Annotated in this window: 23 protein-coding genes and 1 pseudogene; 15 read left to right on the top strand and 9 right to left on the bottom strand. The window is 70.9% G+C overall.

From position 1 onward, the window contains the following. Positions 1–36 precede the first annotated feature (36 nt). The 5 genes from OG975_RS39210 to OG975_RS39190 all read left to right on the top strand — a co-directional run bounded on the left by OG975_RS39210 (position 37) and on the right by OG975_RS39190 (position 5,445). Positions 37–843 carry a methyltransferase domain-containing protein gene (locus tag OG975_RS39210; protein ID WP_406334252.1) on the top strand — a complete coding sequence of 269 codons (807 nt, stop codon included), beginning with the start codon at positions 37–39 and terminating at the stop codon, positions 841–843. Position 844: 1 nt separating this feature from the next. Continuing rightward, entirely contained in the window at positions 845–1,735 is an 891-nt protein-coding gene (locus tag OG975_RS39205) for an SAM-dependent methyltransferase (RefSeq protein ID WP_406334251.1), read from the top strand. 22 nt (positions 1,736–1,757) lie between these two features. Then, the gene (locus tag OG975_RS39200; protein ID WP_406334249.1) at positions 1,758–3,074 is read left to right on the top strand and encodes an MFS transporter; all 1,317 of its coding nucleotides are present in this window, start codon (positions 1,758–1,760) and stop codon (positions 3,072–3,074) included. Beyond that, positions 3,058–4,653: an FAD-dependent oxidoreductase gene (locus tag OG975_RS39195; protein WP_406334248.1), complete on the top strand. Its 1,596-nt coding sequence runs from the start codon at positions 3,058–3,060 to the stop codon at positions 4,651–4,653. The genes OG975_RS39200 and OG975_RS39195 overlap by 17 nt, the downstream gene beginning before the upstream one ends. Positions 4,654–4,878: 225 nt before the next feature. Beyond that, positions 4,879–5,445, top strand: a complete 567-nt coding sequence (locus tag OG975_RS39190; RefSeq protein WP_406334246.1) for a TetR family transcriptional regulator — start codon at positions 4,879–4,881, stop codon at positions 5,443–5,445. Between the two features lie 52 nt (positions 5,446–5,497). On the opposite strand, the gene OG975_RS39185 is transcribed toward OG975_RS39190, so the two are convergent. The 3 genes from OG975_RS39185 to OG975_RS39175 are packed head-to-tail and all read right to left on the bottom strand — an operon-like array spanning position 5,498 to position 8,379. Continuing rightward, positions 5,498–5,713 (bottom strand): acyl-CoA carboxylase subunit epsilon, encoded by a 216-nt coding sequence (locus tag OG975_RS39185; protein WP_330308507.1) that lies wholly within the window; start codon positions 5,711–5,713, stop codon positions 5,498–5,500. 15 nt (positions 5,714–5,728) lie between these two features. After that, entirely contained in the window at positions 5,729–7,303 is a 1,575-nt protein-coding gene (locus OG975_RS39180; protein WP_406334244.1) for an acyl-CoA carboxylase subunit beta, read from the bottom strand. After that, on the bottom strand, positions 7,300–8,379 hold the full coding sequence (locus OG975_RS39175; RefSeq protein WP_406334243.1) for a 3-oxoacyl-ACP synthase III family protein: 1,080 nt from the start codon (positions 8,377–8,379) through the stop codon (positions 7,300–7,302). The genes OG975_RS39180 and OG975_RS39175 overlap by 4 nt, the downstream gene beginning before the upstream one ends. A gap of 183 nt (positions 8,380–8,562) precedes the next feature. On the opposite strand from OG975_RS39175, the gene OG975_RS39170 reads away from it, so the two are divergent. Further along, positions 8,563–9,168, top strand: coding sequence for a hypothetical protein (locus OG975_RS39170; RefSeq protein ID WP_406334242.1), 606 nt, complete (start codon positions 8,563–8,565; stop codon positions 9,166–9,168). Positions 9,169–9,504: 336 nt separating this feature from the next. Then, a complete protein-coding gene (locus OG975_RS39165) occupies positions 9,505–10,077 on the top strand; it encodes a TetR family transcriptional regulator (protein ID WP_406334241.1) in 573 nt (190 codons plus the stop codon). A 117-nt stretch (positions 10,078–10,194) separates the two neighbouring features. Here OG975_RS39165 and OG975_RS39160 read toward each other — a convergent pair whose 3' ends face one another. Continuing rightward, the gene (locus OG975_RS39160; protein WP_406334240.1) at positions 10,195–11,259 is read right to left on the bottom strand and encodes a PhlD; all 1,065 of its coding nucleotides are present in this window, start codon (positions 11,257–11,259) and stop codon (positions 10,195–10,197) included. 576 nt (positions 11,260–11,835) lie between these two features. Here OG975_RS39160 and OG975_RS39155 point away from each other — a divergent pair. From OG975_RS39155 to OG975_RS39140, 4 genes and pseudogenes are all read left to right on the top strand, one after another. Then, positions 11,836–12,090 (top strand): annotated as a pseudogene (locus OG975_RS39155) (WhiB family transcriptional regulator); the annotation flags it as partial. A gap of 302 nt (positions 12,091–12,392) precedes the next feature. Continuing rightward, positions 12,393–13,394, top strand: a complete 1,002-nt coding sequence (locus OG975_RS39150; protein WP_406334239.1) for an alpha/beta fold hydrolase — start codon at positions 12,393–12,395, stop codon at positions 13,392–13,394. Positions 13,395–13,408: 14 nt separating this feature from the next. Continuing rightward, positions 13,409–14,623, top strand: a complete 1,215-nt coding sequence (gene proB / locus OG975_RS39145) for a glutamate 5-kinase (protein ID WP_406336672.1) — start codon at positions 13,409–13,411, stop codon at positions 14,621–14,623. Continuing rightward, positions 14,620–14,817 carry a hypothetical protein gene (locus OG975_RS39140; RefSeq protein ID WP_406334237.1) on the top strand — a complete coding sequence of 66 codons (198 nt, stop codon included), beginning with the start codon at positions 14,620–14,622 and terminating at the stop codon, positions 14,815–14,817. The genes proB and OG975_RS39140 overlap by 4 nt, the downstream gene beginning before the upstream one ends. Positions 14,818–14,956: 139 nt before the next feature. Here OG975_RS39140 and OG975_RS39135 read toward each other — a convergent pair whose 3' ends face one another. The 5 genes from OG975_RS39135 to ccrA are packed head-to-tail and all read right to left on the bottom strand — an operon-like array spanning position 14,957 to position 19,872. After that, positions 14,957–15,121 (bottom strand): hypothetical protein, encoded by a 165-nt coding sequence (locus OG975_RS39135; RefSeq protein ID WP_327433144.1) that lies wholly within the window; start codon positions 15,119–15,121, stop codon positions 14,957–14,959. A gap of 16 nt (positions 15,122–15,137) precedes the next feature. Further along, positions 15,138–16,607, bottom strand: a complete 1,470-nt coding sequence (locus OG975_RS39130; protein WP_406334236.1) for a glutamate-5-semialdehyde dehydrogenase — start codon at positions 16,605–16,607, stop codon at positions 15,138–15,140. After that, positions 16,604–16,765 carry a hypothetical protein gene (locus tag OG975_RS39125; RefSeq protein ID WP_406334235.1) on the bottom strand — a complete coding sequence of 54 codons (162 nt, stop codon included), beginning with the start codon at positions 16,763–16,765 and terminating at the stop codon, positions 16,604–16,606. The genes OG975_RS39130 and OG975_RS39125 overlap by 4 nt, the downstream gene beginning before the upstream one ends. A gap of 27 nt (positions 16,766–16,792) precedes the next feature. Beyond that, on the bottom strand, positions 16,793–18,496 hold the full coding sequence (locus tag OG975_RS39120; RefSeq protein ID WP_406334233.1) for a 3-hydroxyacyl-CoA dehydrogenase family protein: 1,704 nt from the start codon (positions 18,494–18,496) through the stop codon (positions 16,793–16,795). After that, positions 18,493–19,872, bottom strand: a complete 1,380-nt coding sequence (gene ccrA, locus OG975_RS39115; protein ID WP_327433141.1) for a crotonyl-CoA carboxylase/reductase — start codon at positions 19,870–19,872, stop codon at positions 18,493–18,495. Before ccrA ends, OG975_RS39120 begins: the two co-directional genes overlap by 4 nt. A gap of 242 nt (positions 19,873–20,114) precedes the next feature. Here ccrA and OG975_RS39110 point away from each other — a divergent pair, with 242 nt between their 5' ends. The 4 genes from OG975_RS39110 (at position 20,115) to OG975_RS39095 (ending at position 25,689) form a co-directional block, all read left to right on the top strand. Continuing rightward, positions 20,115–21,467 (top strand): cation:proton antiporter, encoded by a 1,353-nt coding sequence (locus OG975_RS39110; protein ID WP_406334232.1) that lies wholly within the window; start codon positions 20,115–20,117, stop codon positions 21,465–21,467. A 151-nt stretch (positions 21,468–21,618) separates the two neighbouring features. Next, a complete protein-coding gene (locus tag OG975_RS39105; protein ID WP_406334231.1) occupies positions 21,619–23,025 on the top strand; it encodes a citrate/2-methylcitrate synthase in 1,407 nt (468 codons plus the stop codon). A 52-nt stretch (positions 23,026–23,077) separates the two neighbouring features. Further along, positions 23,078–24,217, top strand: a complete 1,140-nt coding sequence (locus OG975_RS39100) for an acyl-CoA dehydrogenase family protein (protein ID WP_406334230.1) — start codon at positions 23,078–23,080, stop codon at positions 24,215–24,217. Next, complete coding sequence (locus OG975_RS39095; RefSeq protein WP_406334228.1) at positions 24,214–25,689, top strand: amino acid adenylation domain-containing protein; 1,476 nt, start codon at positions 24,214–24,216, stop codon at positions 25,687–25,689. The genes OG975_RS39100 and OG975_RS39095 overlap by 4 nt, the downstream gene beginning before the upstream one ends. Positions 25,690–25,729 lie beyond the last annotated feature (40 nt).

Genomic DNA, 25,729 nt, shown 5'->3' with positions numbered 1-25,729 from the left:
CAGAGTACTGAGTCAGCAGAGCCAGTGAGTCAGCGGATGAGGAAGAAGGCGGCGCAGGACATGCTCTCCAGCCAGCGATTCGACAAGATCGCCGAAAACTTCGCGACCAGTGAGGTGCACCGGTCCAGCCCCACGATGGAGGCCCTGCACGAGACGCTCGGTCCGCAGACGGGCAGCTCCATCTGCGATGTCGCCTGCGGCGCCGGCCACTTGGCGCTCTCGTTCGCCGCCGACCTCCCGGCCCGTCTCGTCGCCGTGGACCCCGCGCCCAACATGCTGGCGTCCGTCCGCAAGCTCGCGGCCGAACGCGGCGTCTCCGTCGAGACGAAGGAGGCGTACGCCGAGGAACTTCCCTTCGCCGACGGCTCCTTCGACCTGGTGGTGTCCCGCCTCGCCCCGCACCACTTCCGTGACATGCCGACGGCGGTGGGTGAGATGGCGCGGCTGCTGCGCCCCGGCGGGCGGCTCGCCGTCATCGACCTGGAGGGCCACGAGAACCCCGAAATCGACGCGCTGAACCACGAGTTGGAGATGCTGCACGATCCCACGCACCAGCGCAGCTACACCCTCGACGAGTGGATCGGCTTCCTCCAGGGCGCCGGGCTCAACGTCCCGGTCGCCCGCGGCTCGCAGTCCGAGAGCCGCACCGGGGTGCCCATCAAGCGCTGGTGCGAGATCGCCTCGTCCGGCGCCGAGGCCGAGCGGGCGATCCGGCAGCGGCTCGCCGAGGCTCCCCCCGCGCACCGGGAGGCACTGGGCATCCGCCAGGACGGCGACGAGTTCTTCATCCCCGTACGCACCTGCATGGTGATCGGCGTCAAACCGCTCGGCGGGGTGCGCTGACATGCCGGTGATCAGGCTGTTCTCGCCCGCGCCCAGCCCCGGCGCGGCCGTACTCGGTGAACTGGCCGACTCCGTGACGGCGCTGCTCGGGCTCGACCGCGGCCACTGCTGGGTGTGGTGGCAGCGGTTGGAGCCCGGCACCTTCCACCGGCCCGAGTGGCGCGACGGTTCCGCGGCCCCGGCCCCGGTCGGCTTCGTCGTGTGCAAGGAGAGCTACAGCAAGGCCCAGGTGCGTCAGCTGCTGCGGCTGCTCCAGGAACGGCTCGGCGAGCTCCTCAGCGTACCCCGCGAGGAGGTCTATCTGGTCGTACAGCGGGCCTCCGAAGGGGAGTTGCTCGTTCGGGATCAGGTGTGGTCTCTGGACGGGAACGCCGGGGGGACGGCCCTGTCCGGCGACGACGGAAGGACTGACACCGACATGAACGGTGACGCGATCACTGACCTGGTGCCCATCGCCCATGTGCACAACGAGCGCCGCGAACTCATCGACGACGACTGGGGCCAGGTGGCCTCCGTCATCCGGCTGGACGCCGAACGGTTCACCACCGACGCGCTGCTCTCCCTCGACTCGTTCTCCCACCTCGAGGTCGTCTTCCACTTCCACCGGGTCCCGTTGGACAAGGTCCAGGAGGGCGCCCGTCATCCGCGCAACAACCCTCAGTGGCCGCTGGCCGGCATCTTCGCCCAGCGCGGCAAGAACAGGCCCAACCGCATAGGGGTCTCCCGCTGCCGGCTGGTCAAGACGGACGGCCTCGATCTGCATGTCGTCGGGCTCGACGCCGTCGAGGGCACTCCCGTGCTCGACATCAAGCCGTATCTGCGGCAGTTCGGACCGCGCGAGGAGGTCGTCCAGCCGGAGTGGGTCGACGAGTTGATGCGCGACTACTACTGAACTTCTGACGAGTGAGGGCGACATGACACACGCAGCGGGACGGACGCGGCGCGGGCCGCTGTCCGGTGCGGCGGCCGTTCTGCTCGTCGCGGTGTTCGTCGACGCCCTCGGCAGCGGGCTGTACATGTCCGTGTCCGTCATCTTCTTCACCCGGTATCTGCATCTTGGCAGTGGGCAGGTGGGCGTGGGTCTGTCTGTCGCGGGTGGGCTCTCCTTCCTGTCGCTGGTGCCGATCGGGATTCTGGCGGACCGGGTCGGCCCTCGGCGCATGCTGATCGGCGCCCATCTGGTCCGGGCCGCGCTGCTCACCTGCTATCCGTTCGTGTCGGGCTTCGCGCCGTTCCTGCTCGTGGTGTCGCTGCTCGCGGCGGCCGACCGCGGGGCATCGCCTTTGGTGCAGGGCCTGTTCGGAACGGCGGTCGGCAAGGAGCAGCGGGTACGGGCCATGGGGCGCGCGCGGTCGCTGCAGAACCTCGGGCTCGCGCTGGGCGGTCTCGCGGCCGGGGCGGTGCTGCTGCCGGACAGCGACGGGCTGTACGTGGGCATCGTGTACGCCAACTCGTTCTCGTTCGTCGTCGCCGCGGGGCTGGTGACGCGGCTGCGGACCGTCGCCGACGGCGCGCCGGGGGGTGGTGGTCAGGGCGGTGGTGGCAGTGGCGGTGGCGGGCGGTCGCTGTCGTGGACGCAGCGGGTCAGTGTTTTTCGGGATCGTCGCTTCGCCCTGTTGACCGGGCTGAACTCGCTGGTGAGCCTGCATGTCACCGTGCTGACGGCCGGAGTGCCGCTGTGGGTGCTCGCCCATGACGGGATTCCGCGGGCGGCCATCGCCTGGACGCTGGTGCTGAACACGGTCGTCGTGGTGCTCTTCCAGGTCAGGGCCACCCGGGGCATCGAGAGCGCCGCCGACGGTGGACGGGCGCTGCGGCGCAGTGCGGTGCTGCTCGCTGTCTGCTGCTGCGGGCTCGCGGGCGCCGGGGCGGTGCCGGCCGTGGCTGCCGTGGCGCTGCTGCTGGGCGCTGTCGCCTTCCAGGCGTTCGCCGAGATGTATCAGCAGGCCGGGGCCTGGGCGATCTCGTACGACCTCGCCCCCGAGGACCGGCGGCAGGTGTACCTCGCCTTCTTCGGCCTGGGGAACGCGGCGCGGAACACCTATGGGCCGCTGGTCATCACCTTTCTCGTGGTCCAACGGGGCGCGGTGGGCTGGCTGTTGCTCGGGGGGCTCGTGCTGGGTGCCGGCGCCTGGGCCGCGCGGTTCAGCCGGCTGGCGGCCGCTCCCCCTCTTGTGTCGTCTTCCGCTCTGCCCCACGTCCAAGGAGGAACTCGTGGCCAACGCTCCTGAACAGTCCGTCATCGTCGTCGGGGCCGGGCCCACCGGTCTCGCCCTGGCCTGTGAGCTCGCCGCCGCGGGCGTGTCCTGCACGGTCCTCGAACGCCGGCTCGCGCCGTCCACGCAGTCCCGTGCCATGGGTCTGTACAGCAGAACCATGGAAGTACTCGATCTGCGCGGGCACGCCGACGCGCTGGTGGCCCTCGGCCGGCCGGTCAGCCGGATGGTGCCCGCGCGCGGCGCCCGCGTCGACTTCGCCGAACTCGACACCCGGTTCCCCTACCTCAACGTCATCCCGCAGAGCCGCACCGAACAGGTGCTCCAGCAGCGCGCCCTCGACCTCGGGGTCACCATCGAGCGCGACACCGAGGTGTTCGGTCTGACGCAGGACGGCTCGGGCGTCACGCTCCAGGTGCGGGCCGGTGGCGGGGAGTGGGAGGAGAGCGCCGACTTCGTCGTCGGCTGCGACGGCGCCCACAGCGTCGTACGCGAACTCGCGGGCATCGCCTTCCGCGGCCGTACGTATGACATCGCGCCGATCCTCGCCGATGTGCGGCTGCGGAAGCCGCCGCCGGACGATGTGCTGATCGTGTCCGGTGGGGGTGGGGTCGTGGTGTCAGTGCCTTACGGTGACGGGCTGTACCGGGTCGCGGTGGCTCGGCGGGACCGGCCGTGGACTCGGGAGCCTGTGACGCTCGGCGAGCTGAGTGAGGTGCTGACCGGGGCGCTCGGGTTCGATCCCGGGCCGTACGAGCCCGAGTGGCTGGCGCGGTTCAAGATCCACCAGCGGATCGCGGACCAGTACCGGATCGGGCGGGTGCTGCTGGCCGGGGACGCGGCGCATCTGCATTCGCCGCTCGGTGGGCAGGGGTTGAACCTGGGGATCCAGGACGCTGTGAACCTCGGGTGGAAGCTCGCCGCGGAGGTGCAGGGGTGGGCGCCGGTGGGGCTGCTCGACTCGTATGAAGTGGAGCGGCGGCCGCAGGCCGAACGGATTCTGCGGGCCACGGACCGGGCTACGCGGGCGGCCACCAGCGCGTCCGCGGGGGTGACCGCGGTGCGTCGGGCCGTGCTGGCTAAGGCGCTGTCGTATCGGCGGGTTCGGAAGGTTGCCGGGGAGTCGATCTCGGGGTTGCGGAACGGGTACGTGGGGCGGGGGGCGGGTGGGGGTGCGCTGGGCGGGCCTTCGGTGCGGGTCGGGCAGCGGGTGCCGGATCTGACGGTGCCGCGGGTTGGGGCTTCTCCGGTGCGGTTGTACTCGCTGATGCGTGATGGGCGGTTTCTGCTGCTCGATCTTGGGGAGGACGGGCGGCGTGCCGCGGTCACCGAGGCGTGGGGGTCGCGGGTGAGTCCGGTGCGGGTGGGTGTTCCGGTGCCTGAACTTCCGGGGGTGGGTGCGCTGTTGGTGCGGCCGGACGGGTATGCGGCCTGGGTGGACGGTGCGGAGGATGCCGACGGGGGTGAAGAGCGGCTTCGGAGGGCGCTGCATCAGTGGTGCGGGGTTGAGGGGCCGGCGCCTGTGCCCGTGGCCGTGGTGCCGGAGGCGGCAGGGGTTCGATCGGAGGAGCCTGCGAGCGTCGAACAGACGTGAGCCGGTGGGTTGTGGGTCGGGGCCGTGCCGGTACGTCCAGCCCGTCGCCGGTGGGCATTACTGCCTGCTTCCACAGCATGAACTTGCCCATAACCACGTAAGCGACGGGCTGAACGTACCGACACGGCCCCTTCTGCACGTCGCCGACCGCGGGTGCGGTTCGGCCCTGAAAGACGGGGCGGGCGCGAGTGGGTGGCGTATTGGCGGCTGAGTAGGAGGGGCTTTGTGGAGCAGCGTGTGACATCTCGTTCGCAGCGGACGCGTGAGGCGATTCTGTATGCCGCGCGGCTGCACTTCGCCGCTGAGGGGTATCAGCGGGCGACGATACGGGCCATCGCGGCCAGCGCGTCGATCGATCCCTCCATGGTCATGCGGTACTTCGGGAACAAGGAGCGGCTGTTCGATGCCGCGCTCGATGTCGATCTGGGGCTGCCCGATCTGACGGGGACGCCGGTGGAGCGGTTGCCGCATGCTCTTGTCGCGCATTTTCTGGCGCCGTGGGAGCAGGACGCGGCCGAGGGGTCGCTGCGGTTGTTGCTGCGTTCGGCGGCGACCAATGAGCGGGCGGCGGAGCGGCTGCGGCGGGTGCTGCACGAGCAGTTCACCAGCAGTCTGACGGGGGTGCTGGGCGCCGAGCGCGCGGCTGCGGGGAGTGGGCTGGTCGCCGCCCAGTTGTTGGGGGTGGCGTTCGCTCGGTATTTGCTGCGGCTTCAGCCCATCGCCGAGTTGTCCGTCTCCGCCCTGGCCGACCTTGTCGCCCCATCGATGCGGGCTGCGCTCGCTGATCTCTGACAGACAACTGGGGCCCGTTGCCGCAAGAGCGGCAACGGGCCCCAGTTGTCTGTCAGTTGCGCCAGCTGTGGGGAGAGCGGTAAGGGGCTGTGGGCGCTGGGCGTTCCCAGAGGGGTATGACCGTTTCGGGTTTCGCCTCCGCCTCCGTGGTGGTGGGGGTGGCTCGGGTCAGGAGGACCGCGGTCAGGGCTGCCAGGTCCTCGGTGGGGAGGTCGCCGCCCTTGATCACGCGGACCAGGGGCTTCGCCGGCTCGGTGGCTGTGGTCATGGTGCTCCTTCGGTTCTACTGGGGCGGGTTGCCGTGTTTGCGGGGGGCCAGGTCGGCGTGTTTGGTGCGCAGCATGCGGAGGGAGTCGATGAGGACCCGTCGGGTGTCGGCGGGGTCGATGACGTCGTCGAGGAGGCCGCGTTCGGCGGCGTAGTACGGGTGCATCAGCTCGGTCTTGTACTCCTTGACGAGCTGGCGGCGGGTGGCCTCGGGGTCGTCGGCCGACTGGATGCGGCGGCGGAAGATGACGTTGGCGGCGCCCTCGGCGCCCATGACGGCGATCTCGTTGGAGGGCCAGGCGTATGAGAGGTCCGCGCCGACGGAGCGGGAGTCCATGACGATGTAGGCGCCGCCGTAGGCCTTGCGGAGGATCAGGGAGATGCGGGGGACGGTGGCGTTGCAGTAGGCGTAGAGGAGTTTGGCGCCGCGGCGGATGATGCCGTTGTGTTCCTGGTCGACGCCGGGGAGGAAACCGGGGACGTCGACGAGGGTGACGAGGGGGATGTTGAACGCGTCGCACATCTGGACGAAGCGGGCCGCCTTCTCGCTGGCGTCGATGTCGAGTACGCCGGCCAGGACCAGGGGCTGGTTGGCCACGATGCCGACCACCTGGCCGCCCAGGCGGGCCAGCGCGACGATCACGTTGGCCGCCCAGCGTTCGTGGATCTCCAGGTACTCGCCGTCGTCGACTGTCTCCTCAATGACCTGGCGCATGTCGTACGGGCGGTGGCCGCCGGCGGGGACGAGGTCGAGGAGCCGGTCGCAGGGGCGGTCGGGCGGGTCCTCGGGGGGTGCGGCGGGGGCGGTCTCCCGGTTGTTCTGCGGGAGGAGGGAGAGGAGGTAGCGGACCTCTTCCAGGCAGGTCGCTTCGTCGTCGTAAGCGAAGTGCGCCACGCCCGACACCTCTGCGTGCACATCGGCGCCGCCGAGGCCACCCAGTGTGACCTTCTCGCCCGTGACCGTCTGGACGACGTCGGGGCCGGTGATGAACATCTGCGAGGTCTCTCGGACCATGAACACGAAGTCCGTGAGGGCCGGAGAGTAGGCGGCGCCGCCCGCGCAGGGGCCGAGCATCACGCTGATCTGCGGGATCACCCCGGAGGCGCGGGCGTTGCGGCTGAAGATGCCGCCGTAGCCGGAGAGCGCGGTGACACCCTCCTGGATGCGGGCGCCCGCGCCGTCGTTGAGCGAGACGAGCGGGGCACCGGCGGCGACCGCGCGGTCCATGACACGGTGGATCTTCTCGGCGTGTGCCTCGCCGAGGGCGCCGCCGAAGATACGGAAGTCATGGGCGTAGACGAAGACGGTGCGGTCGTGGACCGTGCCCCAGCCGGTGATCACGCCGTCGGTGTGGGGTCGGCGGTCCTCCAGGCCGAATCCGGTGGCGCGGTGGCGGCGCAGTGGCTCCAGTTCGGTGAAGGAGCCTTCGTCCAGGAGGAGTTCGATACGTTCGCGGGCCGTGAGTTTGCCCTTGGCGTGCTGGGAGGCGGTCGCCTTCTCGTCCGGGCCCTGCCGGATCTGTTCGCGGAGTCCGTGCAGCTGGGCGACCCGTGCCCTGATGTCCGGGGCGGCCGCGTCGTCGGCGGTCACGGCGCGAGCGGGCCGACGCGGTCGCCGGCCGTGAGGAGATACGGGACCGCGGGGTGCGCGCCGAGGGCGTCCTCGCGGGTGTCCATGGACCAGTTCAGCAGGGCGATGCCGAGGCTCATCCCGCCGCCGAACGCGGCCAGCACGACCAGGTCGCCCGGTGCGGCCGCTCCCTTGCGGTTCATCTCGGCGAGGGTGATCGGGACGGAGGCGGCGCCGGTGTTGGCGTAGCGCTCCAGGGTGAGGTGGAGGGCGGCGCGGTGCAGGCCGAGGTCGGGCCAGAGTTCGGCGAGCATGATGCCGTTGGCCTGGTGCGGGACGAAGTGCTGTACGGCTTCCGGCCTGACCTCGGCGTGGCGCAGGAGCCTGCCGATCTCGTACGGGAGGGTGCGGGTCACGAAGCCGCGTACGCCCCTTCCGTCCATGCGGAAGTAGTGGTCGCCGTCGGTCAGCGTCTGTGTCGAGGGCGGGCGGCGGCTGCCGCCCGCGGTGACCTCGATCAGGCGGTGGGCGTCGCCGCGCGAGACCAGGGAGATCTGCCGCAGGCCGAGGCCCGGGGCGACCGGGCCGAGGACCGTCGCACCGGCGCCGTCTCCGAAGAGGGCGGCCGTGCGGCGGTCGGTGTAGTCGAGGATGCGGGAGTAGATGTCGGCGCCTATGACCAGGCCGTGGCGGGGTTCACCGTCGGCGGCGCCGGCCAGCAGCTTCTCCACCGTCTTGAGGGCGTAGACGAAGCCGCTGCACACCGCGTTGACGTCGAAGGCGGCGGCCCGGTGGGCGCCGATGCGGTGCTGGACGAGGGCGGCCGTGGCCGGTTGCGGATGGTCGGGGGTGGAGGTGGCGACCACTACGTACGCGAGTTGATCCGCCGTCAGACCCGCGCTCTCCAGGGCGCGTTGGGCCGCCACGACGGCCAGGTCCGAGGTGGCTTCGTGCGGGGCGGCGCGGCGCCGCTCCCGGATACCGGTCTTGCGGACGATCCACTCGTCGGTCACGCCGGCGCCGTGCCCGATCTCCGCGTTGCTGATGATGGCCTCGGGCAGGTAGGAGCCCACTCCGATGATGCCGATGGACTGCACGATTCCTCCTCGGGCAGCGGCGAGCCACTCCTTAACTCACCAGGCGTTGAAATCATCTTCGCAGAGCGGCTTGACTAATTCAACAGCGAGAGAGTTCACTTGAGTGTGAATTAATCGGCCAGCGAGCCGGCCCCGCGCTCGTCGCGCCGGTCGATACGCCTCACACCAACGGGAGTTGCAGCCATGACCGTCACCACCACCGGGAGCACGGCCGACGTGCGCGCCGAGGCGACCCAGGCCCTGATCTCCGCGGGCCGCACCCTCTTCACGCAACTCGGCTACCGGCAGACCGACTTCGCCGCCCTGGCGGAGGTCGCGGGGCTGGAGGAGGGGTTCGCCCACGAGCTGCTGCCCGACAAGGCGGAGGTCTTCGGAGCGCTGATCGAGCGGACCGTCAAGGTGGCCGGAATACTCGGCCCGGCGGTGGCCGAGGGTGTCGACGAGGATCTGCCTGTGCGTCTCGCCCGCACATATCTGGCATTGTGGGAGCCCAACGAGGAGGACTCCCCGATGATCGAGCTGTACCGGGTCGCACTCTCCGACCGGGAGGCCTCGCAGGTGCTGCGCGAGGGCATCTCCAAGGCCCTGAACGGCCAGGTCGACCACGAACTGCCGGGCGGGGAAGCCGAGTTGCGTACCGCCCTCTTCGGCGCACAACTCGGCGGAGTAGCCTTCGCGCGACACCTCTTGAAGGTGGACGCCGTCGCCGCGACGGACCTGGAGACCGTGATCGCGACGATCGCACCGGGGCTGCGGCAGACTCTGCTCGGGGGCGGCGGCGGGCAGTGACCGCGATCCGTTCGGTTGCGTGAACGGCATCCGGCCTGGAGCGGAAATTCACACCAACGGCTGGACATCACGCTGTAGTTGCTGAGTGTCACCTGTGGATGGAATCTCGGGGAACCGACTGCTAGGATTGTTTTCACTACGCAGTGAATTACCCCGCTCACGGAACCCCCGAAGTGCAGTGATCCCATGACATCCAGGTCCACAGACGGTTCGCCCACCCCCGCCCGAAAGTCCGCCTCCACCCGCCGGGCCGCCTCCCCGGCAGCGAAGAAGCCGCGTCCGGTGCGTGCGCGCAGCGGACGCCGGCCTGGGGACAGTGGCACGAGAGATCAGATCATGGAGTCGGCGCTCCATCTCTTCGCCGAACACGGGTACGCCAGGACGACCATCCGCGCGATCGCGGAGGACGCCCAGGTGGACCCGGCGCTGGTGCACCACTTCTTTGACAACAAGGAGGGGGTGTTCGACGCCGCGGTCAACTCGCCGCTCAGCGTCTCCTCCATCTTCGACCAGTTGCCTCCGGACATGGCGGACGCGGGTACGGCGGAGGCCGCCTGGCTGGCCCGCACCTATCTGTCGTTCTGGGAGAGCGAGGAAACCCGCTACGGCATGACCGCCATCTACCGGGCCGGTCTCGCCGACAGCGCCACCTCGGAACGGCTCCGCGCCCGCGTGGAGGCAAGCACCAAGAGCTGGGCGGCGAATTCCGGGTACAAGGACCATCCGGACGCCGAAACCCGTGCGGCCCTGGCCTCGGGTCACCTCGTCGGGCTCGCCCTCTTGCGCTATGTGCTCAAGGTCCACCCGCTGGCCGAGATGGACTTCGAGGAGTTCCTCGCCTGGGTCGTACCGGCCCTGGAGCTGCGCCTGTCCACCGAACTGGAGCCCCGCAGCGCCCAGAAGGACTGATTCCTCGTCCGCGCGGCGCCCGCCGGACAGCCAAGAGCCGGCGGCTCCCGACCGGAGCCGCCGGCTCAGCCATGTGTGCGAGCAAGGCCGTTGTGCGGAATCATGTGATGTACCGCGTCACCCCCACGGACGCCAGACGGCACGCACGGCGATCAGGGACACACCCGGGCCGGCCGCGATCAGCAGGCCGTGATCACCTTCGGCGGGCGATTTGACGAAGGTCCGTTCCAGGACGTCGAGGACGGAGACCGAACCCACGTTGCCCTGCTCCCGCAACGAGTCGCGGGCGAGGTCCACCATCGCGGGGTCGCAGCCCAGCCCCGCGACGATGGCGTCCAGGATTCTCGGGCCTCCGGTGTGCGAGACCACGAACCGCGGCGCGGGATCCGAACCGGGCGGCGCGCTGCGCTTCAGCCAATCCAGCAGACGCGGCATCGCACCTTCGACCACGTGCCGCAGCCTCGGCGAGTTGAACGCGTGCAGCCCGTCGCAGTCCAGCCGACTGCCCACGATGTCATGGCTGTTGGGGTGCACGTACTCCCAGGAGTCGATGAGCTCCATATGAGAGCCCTGCGCTTCGGTACGCACCACACAGGCGCCTGCCGCATCGCCGAACAGCCCCTTCAGGATCATGCCGTCCAGGCCGGCGTCACCCCGGTGCAGATAGTGGCTGAACACATCGGAACAGACCATGAGGATCGTGGATCCCGGGTGCGCGGTCACCATCTCCATGGCGCGGGCCAGCCCGAACACCCCTCCCGTACAGCCCACTTGACTTACCGGTATGCGACGGACCGAGGGGGGCAGCCCGAGCTTCTCCATCAGCAGCACGTCGAGCCCGGGCATCGTGTGGCCCGTGGCGCTGAGGACGACGAGGCCGTCGATGTCGGACGCGGAAAGCCCCGCTTCAAAGAGCGCTCCGTTCGCGGCCTTCTCCGCCAGTTCCAGGCTGTCCATGAGGTGGGTGCGCGTCCGCTCCGCGAGCGAGGGGGCGGGGGCGAACTGCTGCTCCAGCGGCCGGGAGTACCACCGCGTATGGACCGTGGTGGACCTGATGACCCGTCGGACGACGGACAGGCTGGGGTCGTCCGGGTACAACTCGGTGATCCGGTCGAGCAGTTCATCGGTGGTCACCTGGAAGCGAGGCAGTGACACGACAGGGGCGCTGACGACGACGGACATACGACCTCCAAGAGCTCTCGGACGGTTGCGAAGTGAGAACGAGCCCATTGCGAACGGCGCGGCGCCGCCCGGATCATCCAAGTGCGGCAACGACCGCCGGCCCGTTCGACAGCTCTGGCGAAGGAAGTCCGCGCACGCAAAACACCCCCAGGTGTTGATCGTGCTCCCCCCGTTGGGAGCGCCGTACAGCCGCGGTTGAAGTACGTCGAGCTCGATGGCGCGTGGCGATCAAGAGCGTGGGCCAGGGGCCTCCGCCGTAAGGGCGCACTGCGAACGGTGGGGATGTCCGGGCTGGGCCCAGGACACGTCCGTCGGCGCTTCCCAAGGCCCGTACCGGGGCCTTGCGGGTGAAGCCAACGTGACCGTACGCCAGCGGAGTTGGTGCCAGCAAGCCCCTATTTCAACAAGCGTGGAATCCATAGGAAGGCCGTCGCACCTTCAACTTTCCACCACATCCAGCGTCTTGGCGCACGCACCTCGGGCAGGATATCAACAACCATTGAAATCATTGCGTGTTGAGTTTACTCTCGGTCTCTGAGAACCGTCCACGCCCACGCCGAGGAAGGGCCGACCGCCATGCACGCACCGGCGCACCACCGTGCGGACACCGACCCCTGGGTGGAGCGCGCGGCCTGCCGTGATGCCGACCCCGAGACCTTCTTTCCGCCCGCCGGAGGCACCGATGACGAACGGGAGGCGGCCGCCAAGCGGTTGTGCGCCGGGTGCCCCGTGACCGAGGAGTGCCTGCGCGAGGCGCTGCTGAACGAGGAGAGCACCGGGATCTGGGGCGGGCTCAACGTGCGGGAACGCCGGGAGCTGCTCCGGGTCGCCGGAACCCTCGGCGCGATCAGCTCCGAGCTGGCGGCGTTCCTGGCGAACGGGAGCCGGCGCATCGATCCGCATCCGCGGCAGCGCCCGGCCTACGTGTGGTTCCTGCGTCGGCGCGGCTGGAGCCCGCAGCGGATCGCCGCCGCCCTGGGGCTCACCTTCGGCCAGGTCCAACAGGCCTGGCGCATGGCCGAGTCGGCGTCCGCCTACGTCCGCTCCCCCGAGTCGCATGCTCCCCAGCCCCGTATCCGAAGGCCCCGTGCCCGCAGGGCGGAAGCGCTCGCCGCCGACCGTGGCCGGGTCTCATGACCGCCCTCGCCCTCGCCGAACCCCGTCGCCTGGTGCGCTCGGTGACCACCGACGACGGCGCCGAGATCGCCGTGTACACACATGGCGATCCCGACGCCCCGGTCACCGTCCTGCTGTGCCACGGGTGGACGATGTCCGCCCACAACTGGCGGCCGCACATCGACGCGCTGACCCGGCCGCGCCAGGGCTTCCCGGCGGTCCGCACGGTCAGCTACGACCAGCGGGGCCACGGCCGTTCCACCCGCGGCGCCGCCGCACTCGACATGGCGCTGCTCGGCCGCGACCTGGCCCGCGTACTCGCCGAGGCGACCCGGGACGACGCCCCCGTGGTCGTGCTCGGTCACTCCATGGGAGGCATGGCCATCCAGCAGCTGGCCGCACGTCAACCCGTCCTGTTCGGGGGCCGGGTCGCGGGCGTGGGGCTGATCTCGACCTGTCTGAACGAGGTGGCCGAGGGGCTGACCGTCCCCGTCGACCGGCCCGGCGCGGCCGTACGGCGACTCAGCCGGGCCCGGCAGCGGGTCGCCGACGGGCTGATGCGTTCGCCCCGCTCGGCCCGGACCGTGCACCGGCTGCTCACCGGGCCGCTGTCGCACCCGAACACGGCCCCACTGTGGCGCGCGGTGCTCGGGGCGGGACCGCACACCGACACGGTCCGCGAGGGCGCCCGCGCCTTCCGGGACATCCCCGCGATGGCCATCGCCGAGTTCTATGCCGCACTGACCACCCACGACTGCGCGGGCCGCCTCGGCGCGCTGGCCCGGGTGCCCACCCGGATCCTGGTCGGCACCCTGGACTGCGTCACCCCGCCCGCACAGGCCCGAAGGCTGGCCGCCGAGATACCGGGGGCCGTGCTGCACACCGTGCCGGGGCAGGGCCACGACCTGCCGTACGAACGGCCCGTCCTCGTCGTGGAGACCGTGCACGCACTGCTGCGCGAGATGCCCCGGAGCCTTTCGTCGGGAGACCTCGCCCTGTCCGGCCCGGCAGCGCGGTGAACCGCCCCGACGGTATGGGTCCGAGCGGTGAACTGCCGCTGCGCACCGATGTTCTGACGGCTCGTCGGATCGTGGTCAAGGTCGGTTCCTCGTCCCTCACCACGGCCGCCGGAGGCCTCGACTCGGACCGGGTGGACGCCCTCGTGGACGTCCTCGCACGGGCGCGGGCGACGGGCACCGAGGTCGTCCTCGTCTCCTCGGGCGCGATCGCCGCGGGGCTCGCGCCGCTGGGCCTGACCGAGCGGCCGCGGGACCTGGCCAGGCAGCAGGCGGCGGCCTGTGTGGGCCAGGGGCTCCTCGTCGCCCGCTACACCGCCTCCTTCGCCCGCTACGGACTGCGGGTCGGCCAGGTCCTGCTGACCGCGGACGACATCAGCCGTCGTACCCACTACCGCAACGCCTATCGCGCCCTGGCCCAGGTCCTCGCCATGGGCGCGGTGCCGGTGGTCAACGAGAACGACACGGTGGCCACCGCGGAGATCAGGTTCGGCGACAACGACCGGCTCGCCGCTCTCGTCGCGCATCTCGTCCGCGCCGACCTGCTGGTCCTGCTCTCGGACGTCGACGGACTCTACGACGGCGACCCGAGCCGGCCGGGATCGCAGCGGCTGCGGGAGGTCCGCGGCCGGCACGATCTGGCGGGCGTGGAGATCGGCAGCAGCGGCAGCTCGGGGGTCGGCACCGGCGGCATGGTGACCAAGGTGGAGGCCGCGCGCATCGCGACCGACGCCGGTATTCCCGTCGTGCTCACCGCCGCCCGGCACGCCACCGACGCGCTGGCCGGACGCGAGACCGGCACGTTCTTCCACCGCACCGGGGAGCGGGCCGCCGACCATCTGCTCTGGCTGGAGCACGCCAGCAGCCCGCGCGGCTCGGTCCGGCTCACCGCGCACGCCGTCCGGACCGTCTCCCAGCGCCGCGGACCGCTGCTCGCGGCCGGGGTGACCCGCGTCGACGGGGACTTCGTCGCCGGCGACCCGGTGGAGCTTCAGGACGAGAGCGGCCGGGTGGTGGCCCGCGGGCTCGTCGGCCTCGACGCACGCGAACTGCCGCGGCTCCAGGGGCATTCCACACGGGAGGTGGTCCACCAGGACGACCTGGTCCCCCTGGTGAGCGCCCCGCCGCAGGTGGACACGGCGCCGGTCGCGCCGGCCCGCGTACGGATCCGGATCCGCACGGCGGAGGAGTACGCCCGCGCGGGCGCCGGGAGCGACTCGCCGGGCCGGTGAGCGCATGGCAGGACCATGTGCGCGCGGTCCCCGCGACCGTGGCCCCGGGCGGTGCGCCGTGGCCCGTGGTCGTGCAGGTGCGGCCGGACGCCTATGTCGCGGCCGCCTCGGACCGTGTCGGCGCCCGGAGCCTGTCCGAACTGCTGGAGCCCTGGTGCGGCACGCCGAAGGCGACGGCCGCCCCACGGGGGTGACCGCCGCCTTCCGTGGCGTCCTTGGTTCACGCGTCGGCGCCCGCCTCCGGATCGGGGGCGGGCGCCGACGCGAGAACCAAAGACCGAAAGAACGAGCGGCCGAGCGGCCGAGCGGCCGAGCGGCCGAGCGGCCCGACAACTAATCGATGCCCCGGACGATGTGGAACTCGGCCGGGTCGTCGTCGACTCCGGCCAGTCCCGGCCAGGGGCGCGGAGCGGTCGCGGGTTTCCGTTCTCCGCGCGGCTCCTCCGCGTACAGAATCCGGCCGGACGGCTCCGTCGCGGTGATGATGCGTACGTACATGACCGGACCTCCTGATCTACGGCATCGGGGCGGCGGCTCCGCCCCGGATGTGCCCGTCGCCCACGAGGACGTACTTCGTGGTGGTCAGCGCGGTCAGCCCCATCGGGCCGCGCGCGTGCAACTTCTGTGTGGAGATACCGAGTTCGGTGCCCAGCCCGAGTTCCCCGCCGTCGGCGAAGCGGGTGGAGGCGTTGACGGCGACGACCGCGGTGTCCAGGGCCGCGACGAACCGGCGCGCGGCGCTCTGCGAGTCGGTGACGATCGCCTCGGTGTGTCCGCTGCCGTACCGGCGGATGTGGTCGATCGCCGACTCCAGTGAGCCGACGACGGCGGCCGCGAGGTCCAGGGAGAGGTACTCCCTTCCCCAGTCCTCCTCGGTGGCGGGCACCACCGCGGGGTGGAAGGACCGCACCCGCTCGTCCCCGTGCACGGTCACTCCGTGGCCGGCCAGCGCGGCCAGGGCCCGGGGCAGGAAGGCGGGCGCGGCGCGCTCATGGACGAGCAGCGACTCGGCGGCGTTGCAGACGGACGGGCGCTGCGCCTTGGCGTTGAGCAGGATTGCCAACGCCTTGTCCAGGTCGGCGTGTTCGTCGACGTAGACATGGCAGTTGCCGACGCCCGTCTCGATGACGGGGACCATGGAGTCGCGCACGGTGGTCTGGATGAGGTCGTGGCCGCCGCGCGGGACGAGGACGTCCACCAAGCCGCGCAGGGACATGAGTTCGTGGACGGAGGTGTGGGTCGTGCCGGGGACCAGCTGTACGGCGTCGACCGGAAGGGCGGTGTCCACGAGGGCCTCCCGCATGACGTCGACGAGGGCCGCGTTGGTGTGCCGAGCGGTCGAAGAGCCGCGCAGAAGCGCCGCGTTGCCGCTCTTGAGGCAGAGGGCGGCGGCGTCGACGGTGACGTTCGGCCGGCCCTCGTAGATCACGCCGACGACGCCGAGGGGCACCCTGATCCGGCGTACCTCCAGGCCGTTCGGCATGACGGAGCCGCTCACCACCTCACCGACCGGGTCGGCCTCGGCCGCCAGGGCGCGCGCCGTCCCCGCGAGCGCTTCGAGCTGCTGCTCGGTGACGGTCAGGCGGTCCAGCACGGTCGTGGACCGCCCGGCCTCCCGGGCCGCCGCCACATCCTGTCGGTTCGCAGCGAGGATTCGGCGCGAACTCCCGGTCAGCCGAAGGGCGATGGCCGTCAGCGCGGCGTCCCGCTCGGCACCGGTCGTGGTGGACAGCCGGGTCGCCGCAGCACGGGCGGCCAGGGCCGCGTCGCGCACGGTGGCGGTGGTCGAGATGGCTTCGGAGGCGGCTGTCGTGGTGGGCGGGGTGGCCAGCGTGGGTTCGGGGGCGACCGTCCCCACGGACGTCGAGGCAGGGGCGGCCGCCCCCACGGACGCGGAGGATTCCGTGACGGCCGTCCCCATGGACCTTGCGGCTTCAGCGGCCACCGTCCCCCCGGACTCGGCGGCTTCGGTCGTGGCCGTCACCGTTCGGCTCCGTCGTGCGGCGCGGAGTCGGTGCCGTCCCTCGTGTCCCCGGGCGCCGGTCCCCCGAGGGCCCAGACCACGTCGGCGCAGCCGGTCAGTTCCACCAGCATGGCCCAGCCGAGGGCGTCGGCGGCGGTTCCGTCGGCGTTGGTGTTCATCGTGTGTCTCCTCCTTGAGTCGGACGGTCAGCCGTAGACCCGGAACCCGGCGCCGGACTTGCGGCCCGCCCGGCCGGCGGCCACCAGGTGCCCCAGCAGGGGTGCGGGGACGCTACGGGGATGACGGTCCGCGTCGTGCAGCACGCGCTGGATGCTCAGCGAGATGTCGAGGCCGATGATGTCGAGCAGCTCGAACGGGCCGAGCGGATAGCCGCAGCCCAGCTTCATCACGTCGTCTATCTCGTCGGGGGTGGCGTAGTGACTCTCCGTCAGACGGACGGCGCCGTTGAGGTAGGGGAAGAGCAGCGCGTTGACGATGAAGCCCGGGCGGTCCATGCACTGCACCGGGTGCTTGCCGAGCCGGTGGCACAACTCCCGTGCGACGTTGATGTGTTGGGGCGCGGTTTCCAGTGAGGGGATCACCTCGACGAGCCGCATGAGCGGGGCCGGGTTGAAGAAGTGCAGCCCGATCACGTCCTCGGGGCGTCCGGAGGCCAGACCGCATTCGATCACCGGCAGGCTGGAGGTGGTGGTGGCCAGCAGCGCGCCCGGCCGGCAGAGCTCGCCGAGCGTGCGGAAGAGCTCCTTCTTCACGTCCAGGTCTTCCGCGATGGCCTCGATCACCAGGTCGCAGTCGGCCAGTTGGGCGAGAGCGCCGCTCGGGGTGAGCCGCTCCAGGGCGGCCTCGCGCGCCGCCTCGGCCAGCTTGCCGCGCCGTACGGCACGGGCTGTCGACGCGGCGACCGCCTCCCAGGCGGCCTTGGCGCGTTCGTCGGTGCGGCCGACCAGCACGGTGGCGACGCCGCCCTTGGCGAAGACCTCCGCGATGCCGGTGGCCATGGTGCCGGTGCCGACGATGCCGACCGTGCGGATCGGCACTTCGTCGGGCGACCGCCGCTCGGGGGCGGTCGGGGCGCCTGCGGGTTCGCGATAGTCGTAGAAGCCGCGTCCGGACTTGCGGCCGAGGAGACCGGCGAGGGCCATGTGCCGTAGTCGGCGGGCGGGTTGGAGCGTCGGCTCGGACCAGCGCGCGGCGAGGACGTCGAGGATGTCGCAGGCGGTGTCGGTGCCGATGAGGTCGAGGAGTTCGAGGGGTCCCAGGGGCAGTCCGCAGCCGTGGCGCATCGCGGCGTCGATGTCGTCGCGCCCGGCGAGCCGCTGGTCGTACATCGTGACGGCCTGGTTGAGGAAGCCGAAGAGGAGCGAGGTCGAGATCAGTCCCGCCCGGTCGCCGACGGTCACCCGGCTCAGCCCGATGCCGTCCACGAGGTCGCGCACCTGGGTGAGGGCGGACTCGTCGGTCATGACCGTACGGCCGATCTCCGCGAGGCCCGCCGTCGGCAGGGCCAGATGGAGGCCGACGAACCGGGCCGGGCGTCCGGAGGCGGCGGCGAGGTCGGTGAGCGAGAGGGCCGCGGCGCTGCTGGCCAGGACGGTCTCGGGCGGGCAGGCCCGGTCGAGGGCGCGCAGCACCGCGACCTTGGTGTCGCGGCGTTCGGGCACTGCCTCCAACACCGTGGCGGCGGAGGCGAGTTCCTCCCAGTGGTCCACGAGACGGATGCGTCCGCGGGCCTCGGGTGTCTCGTCGAGGAGCTGCCGCAGCCGCTCCCCCGCCCGCTTGTCGGAATCGAGTACGAGGACGGTGTGCCCGGCGCTCGCGGCCCTGCGGGCGAGCGCCCCGCCGATGGTCCCGAGGCCGACGACGCCTACCGTGCCGTACCGCGCGCTCATGCCGCGACCTCGCTCAGGACGGGCGCCACGGCCTGGGGCGGCGGGGTGCGGAAGCGGTTGATGGCGCTCTCGTGGAGCGCGCGGAACTCGGGGGCCGTGATGCCCAGTCCCTCGGCGGGCGCGAGGCAGCGCACTCCGACCTTGCCGTGGTGTTCGTTGCGATGGATGGACTGGACGGCCTGGGGCACGTCGTCGAGAGCGTACGTCCGCGACAGTGTCGGGTGGATACGGCCCTTGGCGACAAGGCGGTTGGCCTCCCACGCCTCGCGGTAGTTGGCGCAGTGCGAGCCGACGATCCGCTTGAGGCTCATCCAGAGGTAGCGGTTGTCGTACTCGTGGGTGTAGCCGGCGGTGGAGGCACAGGTCACGATGGTGCCGCCCTTGCGGGTGACGTACACGGACGCGCCGAAGGTCTCCCGGCCCGGGTGCTCGAAGACGATGTCCACGTCCTCGCCGCCGGTCAACTCCCGGATGCGGGCGCCCAGTCGGCGCCACTCCTTGGGGTCCTGGGTGTGCGGGTCCCGCCAGAAGCGGTAGCCCTCCTCCTTGCGGTCGATGATCAGTTCGGCGCCCAACTCACGGGCCAGGGCGGCCTTTTCGGGTGAGGAGACCACGCAGATGGGGTTCGCTCCGCCGGCGAGCGCGAGCTGGGTGGCGTACGAGCCGAGTCCGCCGACGGCACCCCAGACGAGGACGTTGTCGCCCTGCTTCATGCCCGCGCCGTTCTGTGTGACGAGCTGGCGGTACGCGGTGGAGTTGACCAGTCCGGGCGAAGCGGCCTCCTCCCAGCTGAGGTGTGCGGCCTTCGGCAGCAGCTGGGTCGCCTTGACCAGGGCGAGTTCGGCGAGTCCGCCGTAGTTGGTCTCGTATCCCCAGATGCGCTGGTCGGGGTCGAGCATCGGGTCGCCGTGGCCCTCGGCGTGTTCCAGCTCGACGGAGACGCAGTGCGCGACCACCCGGTCACCGACAGCCCAACGTCGTACGCCGGGGCCGCACTTGAGGACCACACCGGCCAGGTCGGAGCCAATGACGTGGTAGGGCTGGTCGTGCCGGGCGGCGAGGCCGCCGAGGCGTGCGTAGCGCTCCAGGAGGGCGAAGGTGGGCACCGGCGCGAACAGGGCGCTCCAGACGGTGTTGTAGTTCACGGCGCTCGCCATGACCGCCACCAGCACTTCGCCGGGGCCCGGGGTGGGGGTCGGCACGTCCTGAAGGTGGATGGAGTCGGCGGGGCGCCGGTCGCGCAGCTCGACTCCTTCGAACATCCCCGCCTCCTCCTTGTGGAGGACGGCCGCCCGGAAGGACTCGGGGACTCCCAGGGCCGCCACATCGGCCGGCACCGAGTCCGGAGACTCGATCACCTCCACCAGTTCGCGCATGGTCAGGCACCACCTTCCGCGGTTCACGCTCGACAAGAAAACTCAACCATCAATGAACTCAACATACGTTGAACTCAACAAGGAGGGAGTTTCGCACGAAGGCGTGACCCCGACAAGCCCCGACAGCCCTCGACGCCCCTTGTGCGCGCACCACGGCACATGCAAAACTCATCATCAGTTGAGTTCAACGTCCAGTGAATTAAGTTCAATATCTGACCAGTTTCGATGCCGGAGGAGATGCCGTGACGCATCCGCACACCGCCGAAGCACTGCAGGCCACCGCCATCGCCGGTATCGCCGGCATTCTGATCGCGGGTACGGTCCTCGCCCATCTCGCGCGACGCGTGCGCCAGCCCGCCGTCATCGGCGAGATCACCGCGGGCATCCTGCTGGGCCCCAGCCTGCTGGGACTGCTCCCCGGGAACCCGACCCAGCGTCTGTTTCCCGACGAGGTACGCCCGTTACTCTCGATGGTCGCCCAACTCGGTCTGCTGCTCTTCATGTTCACTGTGGGCTGGGAGCTCGACTGGACGACCATGAAGCGCCGGAAGACCTCGGTCGCCGGAGTGACCGCGGGCAGCATCCTCGCCCCGATGGTCCTCGGCTTCGGGGTCGCCGCGCTGATCTACCACAGCCACTCGCACGTCAACGGCGAAAAGGTGCCGTTCAGTTCGTTCGCCCTGTACCTGGGTGTCAGCATGTCGATCACCGCGTTCCCGGTGCTCGCCCGCATCCTCAAGGACAACAACCTCGGCCGTACGAAGATCGGCGCGCTCGCGCTGACCAGCGCGGCCTTCGGCGACGTACTGGCCTGGTGCCTGCTCGCCGGGGTGGTCGCCATCGTGACCGCGTCCGGCCCCTCCGGCTTCACCGACACCCTCTGGATGTCGGCCGGTTACGGCGCCGCGATGATCGTCGTGGTCCGCCCGCTGCTGGCCCGCGGGGTCGCCCGGATATCCAAGCGCGGCACGGGCGTCTATCTGGCGGCGCTGGTCACGGCGGGCCTGCTGCTCTCCGCGTACACCACGTCGAAGATCGGCATCCACCCCATCTTCGGCGCCTTCGCCTTCGGCCTGGTGATGCCCCGCAAGCCGGAGGCCCTGCTGGAGGAGAAGATGCTGCGCCCGCTCCAGCACGCCGGTGAACTGATGCTGCCCGTCTACTTCATCGTCACCGGGCTCTCGGTCGACGTCGCCGCCATGTCGCTCACCGCCTGGGGCGAGTTGGGTCTGATTCTCTCCGCCGCCATCCTCGGCAAGCTGCTCGGTGCCGGTCTGCCGGCCAAGTCCTTCGGCCTGGGCTGGCGGGAGTCGACGGGCGTCGGCGTCCTGATGAACACCCGGGGCCTGACCGAGCTGATCATCCTCGGTGTCGGGCTCAGCCTGGGGGTGCTCGACCGGACCCTCTTCACCGAGATGGTCCTCATGGCGCTGATCACCACGGCCATGACCGGCCCGCTCCTCCCGTTCCTTTTCCCTCGCTCCCGGATGGATCTGATCGCCACACCCGCTACGCCCTCAACGCCGGCCCCGGCCTCCTCGGTGGTCCGGATGCCTGAGCCGGCCGGCGAGCAGGCCTCGGACCTGGCCGGATAGCCGGGTCCGGCAGCACGCGCGGCCTGCCTCGGGGCCGGTCCGGCTCCACGCGGGGCTCCGGCCGCGCACCCCGTCCGCGCCGCGACACCTCACCCCCCTCGTCGCTCGGCACCCACAGGAGAAGCGACGCTCAGACAAGGAGAAGGCCCAGGTGCACCCCGTCATCAGCACTCTTTCCCGCGTCTTCGACATGCCGTCGGAGTTCATCGGCGACGAGATGCAGCTTCGCGCCGTGGCCAGCTGGGACAACCTCACCGCCGTGGAACTCCAGGTCCATCTGGAGCACGAGTTGGGCACCACCCTCGACGATCACCTCATCGAACACATCGATTCGGTAGGGCAGTTGCGTGCCTTCTACGACGAACGGCTCGCCGAACTCACCCCGTTCAAAGTCCCCCCGGACGCCTCGTCCATCGCCCCCGCGCTGCCGGGCCCGGTGCCGGCGGGCATCGAGCAGGAGCTGACCGACATCTCGCAGGTGGTCGTCGGGGAGACGGGGATCTCCGAGGTGGACCCGGTCCACGGCCGGCTGGCCTACCGGGGTTATCCCATCGAGGAGTTGATCGGCCGGGTGACCTTCGAGGAGGTCGTCCATCTGCTGATCCGCGGCTGGCTGCCGGACTCCGAGGAGCTCAGCGCCTTCAAGGCCCGGCTCGCCGCGGCCCGTGAACTGCCGCCCATGGTCGCGACGAACCTCGTGCTCAACGCCAACTCCAGTACGTCGTCCGTGCTGCGGACCGCGGTCCCCGCACTCGGCGTCGCCGCGGAGGCGAACGCCGACCCGGCGGCCCACATCGACCTGCGGGAACGCCTGATCGCGCGGATCCCGACGATCTTCGCCACCCAGCAGGCGGCCCGCGCCGGGCGGCGGCTGCCGAGCCCCGCGCCCGAGCTGTCGCACGCCGAGAACATCCTCTACATGCTGGGCCTGCCCCGCGATCCGGAGCGGGTGCGGCTGGTCGACCTCTGCCTGGTCCTCCAGGCCGAACACGGCTGCAACGCCTCGGCGTTCGCGGCCCGGGTCGCGGCCGGCACCGGCGCCGACACCTTCGCCACCATCACCGTCGCGCTCGCCACGTTCACCGGGCCGCTGCACGGCGGCGCCGCCCACCAGGTGATCGACGTGGCCCGGGAGGACGGCGACCCGGACACCACCGCCGCCTATCTGCGCGGGCGGGCCGACCAGGCCTCCGCCACCCGCGCCAGGCCCGGCTCGCACGCCGAGGAGGACCCCCGGGTCAGGCCGCTGCGCGAAGCGGCCCGCCGGTTCAACGCGGGCCCCGGCAGCGATCGCATCCTCCAGGTCCTGGACGCCGTACGGGCCGCCGCCCACCCGTCGAAGGGGCCCCGCCCCTATCTGACCGTGGACTGCTACGCCGCCGCGATCTACCACCTGCTCGGCATGCCCTCCGACCTGTTCGTCCCGATGTTCGCGGCGGCCCGGGTCCCCGGCTGGCTCGCCCACGTCGAGGAACAGCGGGCCCAGCAGGGGCGCATCCACCCCAGGCTGCGTTACGTGGGCCCGCACAACCTGCGCCACTTCCCCGAAACCGACTGACCAGCGATCCGATCAGGGAGGGCGCCCCCTTCCCCGTACCCCAGGAGCAGATGTGGAGTTCGGCTGGAACGAGGGCCAACAGGCCCGCTACGACGAGGTATTGGACGCGACGCGGGACGCGTTCCCCGCGGCGCCCGGCGCGGGCCACGGCTTCTACACCCGCAAGGACTGGCTGCGGCTCGGCGAGATCGGCATGCTCGGGTCCTGCCTGCCCAAGGAGTACGGCGGGCAGGGCCTCGGCGCGATCGACACCGCGCGTGTCGTGGAGGCCGTGGGCCGTGGCTGCGCCGACACCGGCCTGGTGTTCGGCGCGGCGGCGCACACCTTCGCCTGCGCCGTACCCCTCGCACGGTTCGGCGGCGACGCCCTGCGCCGGCGGCTGCTGCCCGAGCTGGCGGCGGGCCGGCTGATCGCGGGCAACGCGATGACGGAGCCGGAGGCCGGCTCGGACTCCTCGCGGCTCGGCATGACCGCGACGCCCACCGACGGCGGGTTCGTGCTCAACGGCACGAAGAGCTTCGTCTCCAACGGACCGGCCGCCGACGTGTACGTGACGTACGCGACCGTCAATCCCAAGATGGGCTTCCTCGGGGTCACGGGTCTGGTCGTCGACCGGGACACGCCCGGCGTAGTCGTGGGCAAGCCCTACGAGAAGATGGGCCTGCACTCCTGCCCGGCCGGCCCGGTCACCTTCGAGGACTGCTTCGTGCCCGAGGAGCAGGTGCTCGGCGGTGTCGGCGCGGGCGCGGCGATCTTCCAGCACTCCATGGGCTGGGAGCGCGCCTGCCTCTTCGCCCTCTACCTCGGTCTGCTCGACCGGCTCCTGGAACAGTGCGTCGCGCACGCCCGGGAGCGCCGTCAGTTCGGGCGCAGGATCGGCGAGTTCCAGTCGGTGGCGAACCGCATCGCCGACATGAAGCTGCGCCTGGAGAGCGCCCGGCTGCTGCTGTACCGCGCCTGCTGGTCGATGGACCAGGGCGAGGCGTCCGTGCTGGAGATCGCCCTGTCGAAGCTGGCCGTGTCCGAGGGCGTGCTGGCGTCCGCCGCCGACGCGGTCCGGGTCTTCGGGGGCCGCGGCTATCTGCGTGAGGACGGCATCGAGGCCGCGCTGCGCGACGCCGTGCCCAGCACGATCTTCTCGGGAACCTCGGACATCCAGCGTCAGTTGATAGTGAAGGAGATAGGCCTGTGAGGCTCCACCAGCTCGTCATCGACTCCGCCCGGCGCGCCCCGGACGCCCCGGCCGTGCGCTCGTCCCAGGGGGTGTTCAGCTACCGGGAGCTGGACGACCTCGCCGACCGGTACGCGGCGGCGCTGCACCGCCGCGGCGTGCGCCCCGGCGACCGGGTCGTGCTGTGGACCCACAAGACCCTGGACGCCATCGCCCTCATGCAGGGCGCGCTGCGCGTCGGCGCGATCTACGCACCGGTCAGCGCCAACAACCCGGCGGCCCGGGTCCGGCGGATCGCCGCCAGTTGCACGCCCGCCCTCGTCGTGGCCGATTCCGACGGTATCCGCCGCGCCACGGCCGCCGGCTGGGACGACTCCCTGCCGCTCGTCTCCTTCGACGAGGTGCGCGAGGAGGCCCCGGCGGCCGACGCCCCGGCGCCGTACGAGAACGAGCCCGACGAGCCGGCGTACATCCTCTACACCTCGGGCTCCACCGGCGAGCCCAAGGGCGTCTGCATCAGCCACAGGAACGCCCTCTCCTTCATCCGCTGGGCCGCCGACGAAGTGGGCGTCACCGCGGACGACCGGCTCTCCAACCACGCGCCGTTCAACTTCGACCTCTCCGTCTTCGACCTGTACGCCACCTTCCTGGCCGGCGCCTCGGTCGTCCTGGTCCCCGAGGGCCTGGCCTACGACCCCGCCCAGCTGGGCGCGCTGATGCGCCGCGAACGGATCTCCGTCTGGTACTCGGTGCCGTCCGCGCTGGTCCTGATGATGCAGCGCGGCGAGCTGCTCAGCGACGAGCCGCCGGCCGATCTGCGGGTGTGCGTGTTCGCCGGGGAGCCGTTTCCCATCCAGCAGGTCCACGAGCTGCGCAAGGCGTGGCCGGATGTGCGGATGCTCAACTGGTACGGGCCGACCGAGACCAATGTGTGCACCAGTTACGAGGTCACCGACCGCGATCTGGGCAGCACCCGTCCGCTGCCGATCGGCACCGCCGTCAGCGGCGACCGCATCCGGATCCACCCGCCGCGCGAGCGTGAGGGCGAGATCGTGGTCAGCGGCCCGACCGTGATGCTCGGCTACTGGGGCCAGGAGCCGCACAAGGGCGCCTACTACACCGGTGACATCGGCCGGATGGGGCCCGACGGGATGCTGGAGTACGTGGGCCGGCGCGACCACATGGTCAAGGTGCGCGGGCATCGCATCGAGCTCGGCGACATCGAGACGGTGGTCTCCGCCCATCCCAAGGTCGCCTCCGCGTCGTGTGTCGTGGTGGGCGACGGTCTGGACGCGAAGATCCACGCCGTGGTGGTGTCGGAGGGCCCGGGGGGTCCCGGCCTGCTCGAACTCAAGCGCGAGTGTGCCGACCGGCTGCCCCTCTACATGGTGATCGACGCGGTCCATGTCGTCCCCGAACTGCCCCTGACCGGCAACGGCAAGACGGACCGGCAGGCCCTGCTGAAGCAGATCACCGCCATCGACGGGCGATGAGCCGTAATGCCCGGCATACGGCGCGTCCGATGCCTGACAC

This window comes from Streptomyces sp. NBC_00203 (assembly GCF_045206325.1).
GTDB classification, from domain to species: Bacteria; Actinomycetota; Actinomycetes; order Streptomycetales; family Streptomycetaceae; genus Streptomyces; species Streptomyces lutosisoli.
This window is presented reverse-complemented; position numbering and strand designations above follow the sequence as displayed.

Excerpts from the sequence above, each read along its gene's own strand:
- OG975_RS39210 (WP_406334252.1), top strand. The coding sequence starts at position 37 with ATGAGGAAGAAGGCGGCGCAGGACATGCTCTCCAGCCAGCGATTCGAC.
- OG975_RS39205 (WP_406334251.1), top strand. The coding sequence starts at position 845 with ATGCCGGTGATCAGGCTGTTCTCGCCCGCGCCCAGCCCCGGCGCGGCC.
- OG975_RS39200 (WP_406334249.1), top strand. The coding sequence starts at position 1,758 with ATGACACACGCAGCGGGACGGACGCGGCGCGGGCCGCTGTCCGGTGCG.
- OG975_RS39185 (WP_330308507.1), bottom strand. The coding sequence starts at position 5,713 with ATGACCACAGCCACCGAGCCGGCGAAGCCCCTGGTCCGCGTGATCAAG.
- OG975_RS39170 (WP_406334242.1), top strand. The coding sequence starts at position 8,563 with ATGACCGTCACCACCACCGGGAGCACGGCCGACGTGCGCGCCGAGGCG.
- OG975_RS39165 (WP_406334241.1), top strand. The coding sequence starts at position 9,505 with ATGGAGTCGGCGCTCCATCTCTTCGCCGAACACGGGTACGCCAGGACG.
- OG975_RS39160 (WP_406334240.1), bottom strand. The coding sequence starts at position 11,259 with ATGTCCGTCGTCGTCAGCGCCCCTGTCGTGTCACTGCCTCGCTTCCAG.
- OG975_RS39150 (WP_406334239.1), top strand. The coding sequence starts at position 12,393 with ATGACCGCCCTCGCCCTCGCCGAACCCCGTCGCCTGGTGCGCTCGGTG.
- proB (WP_406336672.1), top strand. The coding sequence starts at position 13,409 with ATGGGTCCGAGCGGTGAACTGCCGCTGCGCACCGATGTTCTGACGGCT.
- OG975_RS39135 (WP_327433144.1), bottom strand. The coding sequence starts at position 15,121 with ATGTACGTACGCATCATCACCGCGACGGAGCCGTCCGGCCGGATTCTG.
- OG975_RS39125 (WP_406334235.1), bottom strand. The coding sequence starts at position 16,765 with ATGAACACCAACGCCGACGGAACCGCCGCCGACGCCCTCGGCTGGGCC.
- OG975_RS39120 (WP_406334233.1), bottom strand. The coding sequence starts at position 18,496 with ATGAGCGCGCGGTACGGCACGGTAGGCGTCGTCGGCCTCGGGACCATC.
- ccrA (WP_327433141.1), bottom strand. The coding sequence starts at position 19,872 with ATGCGCGAACTGGTGGAGGTGATCGAGTCTCCGGACTCGGTGCCGGCC.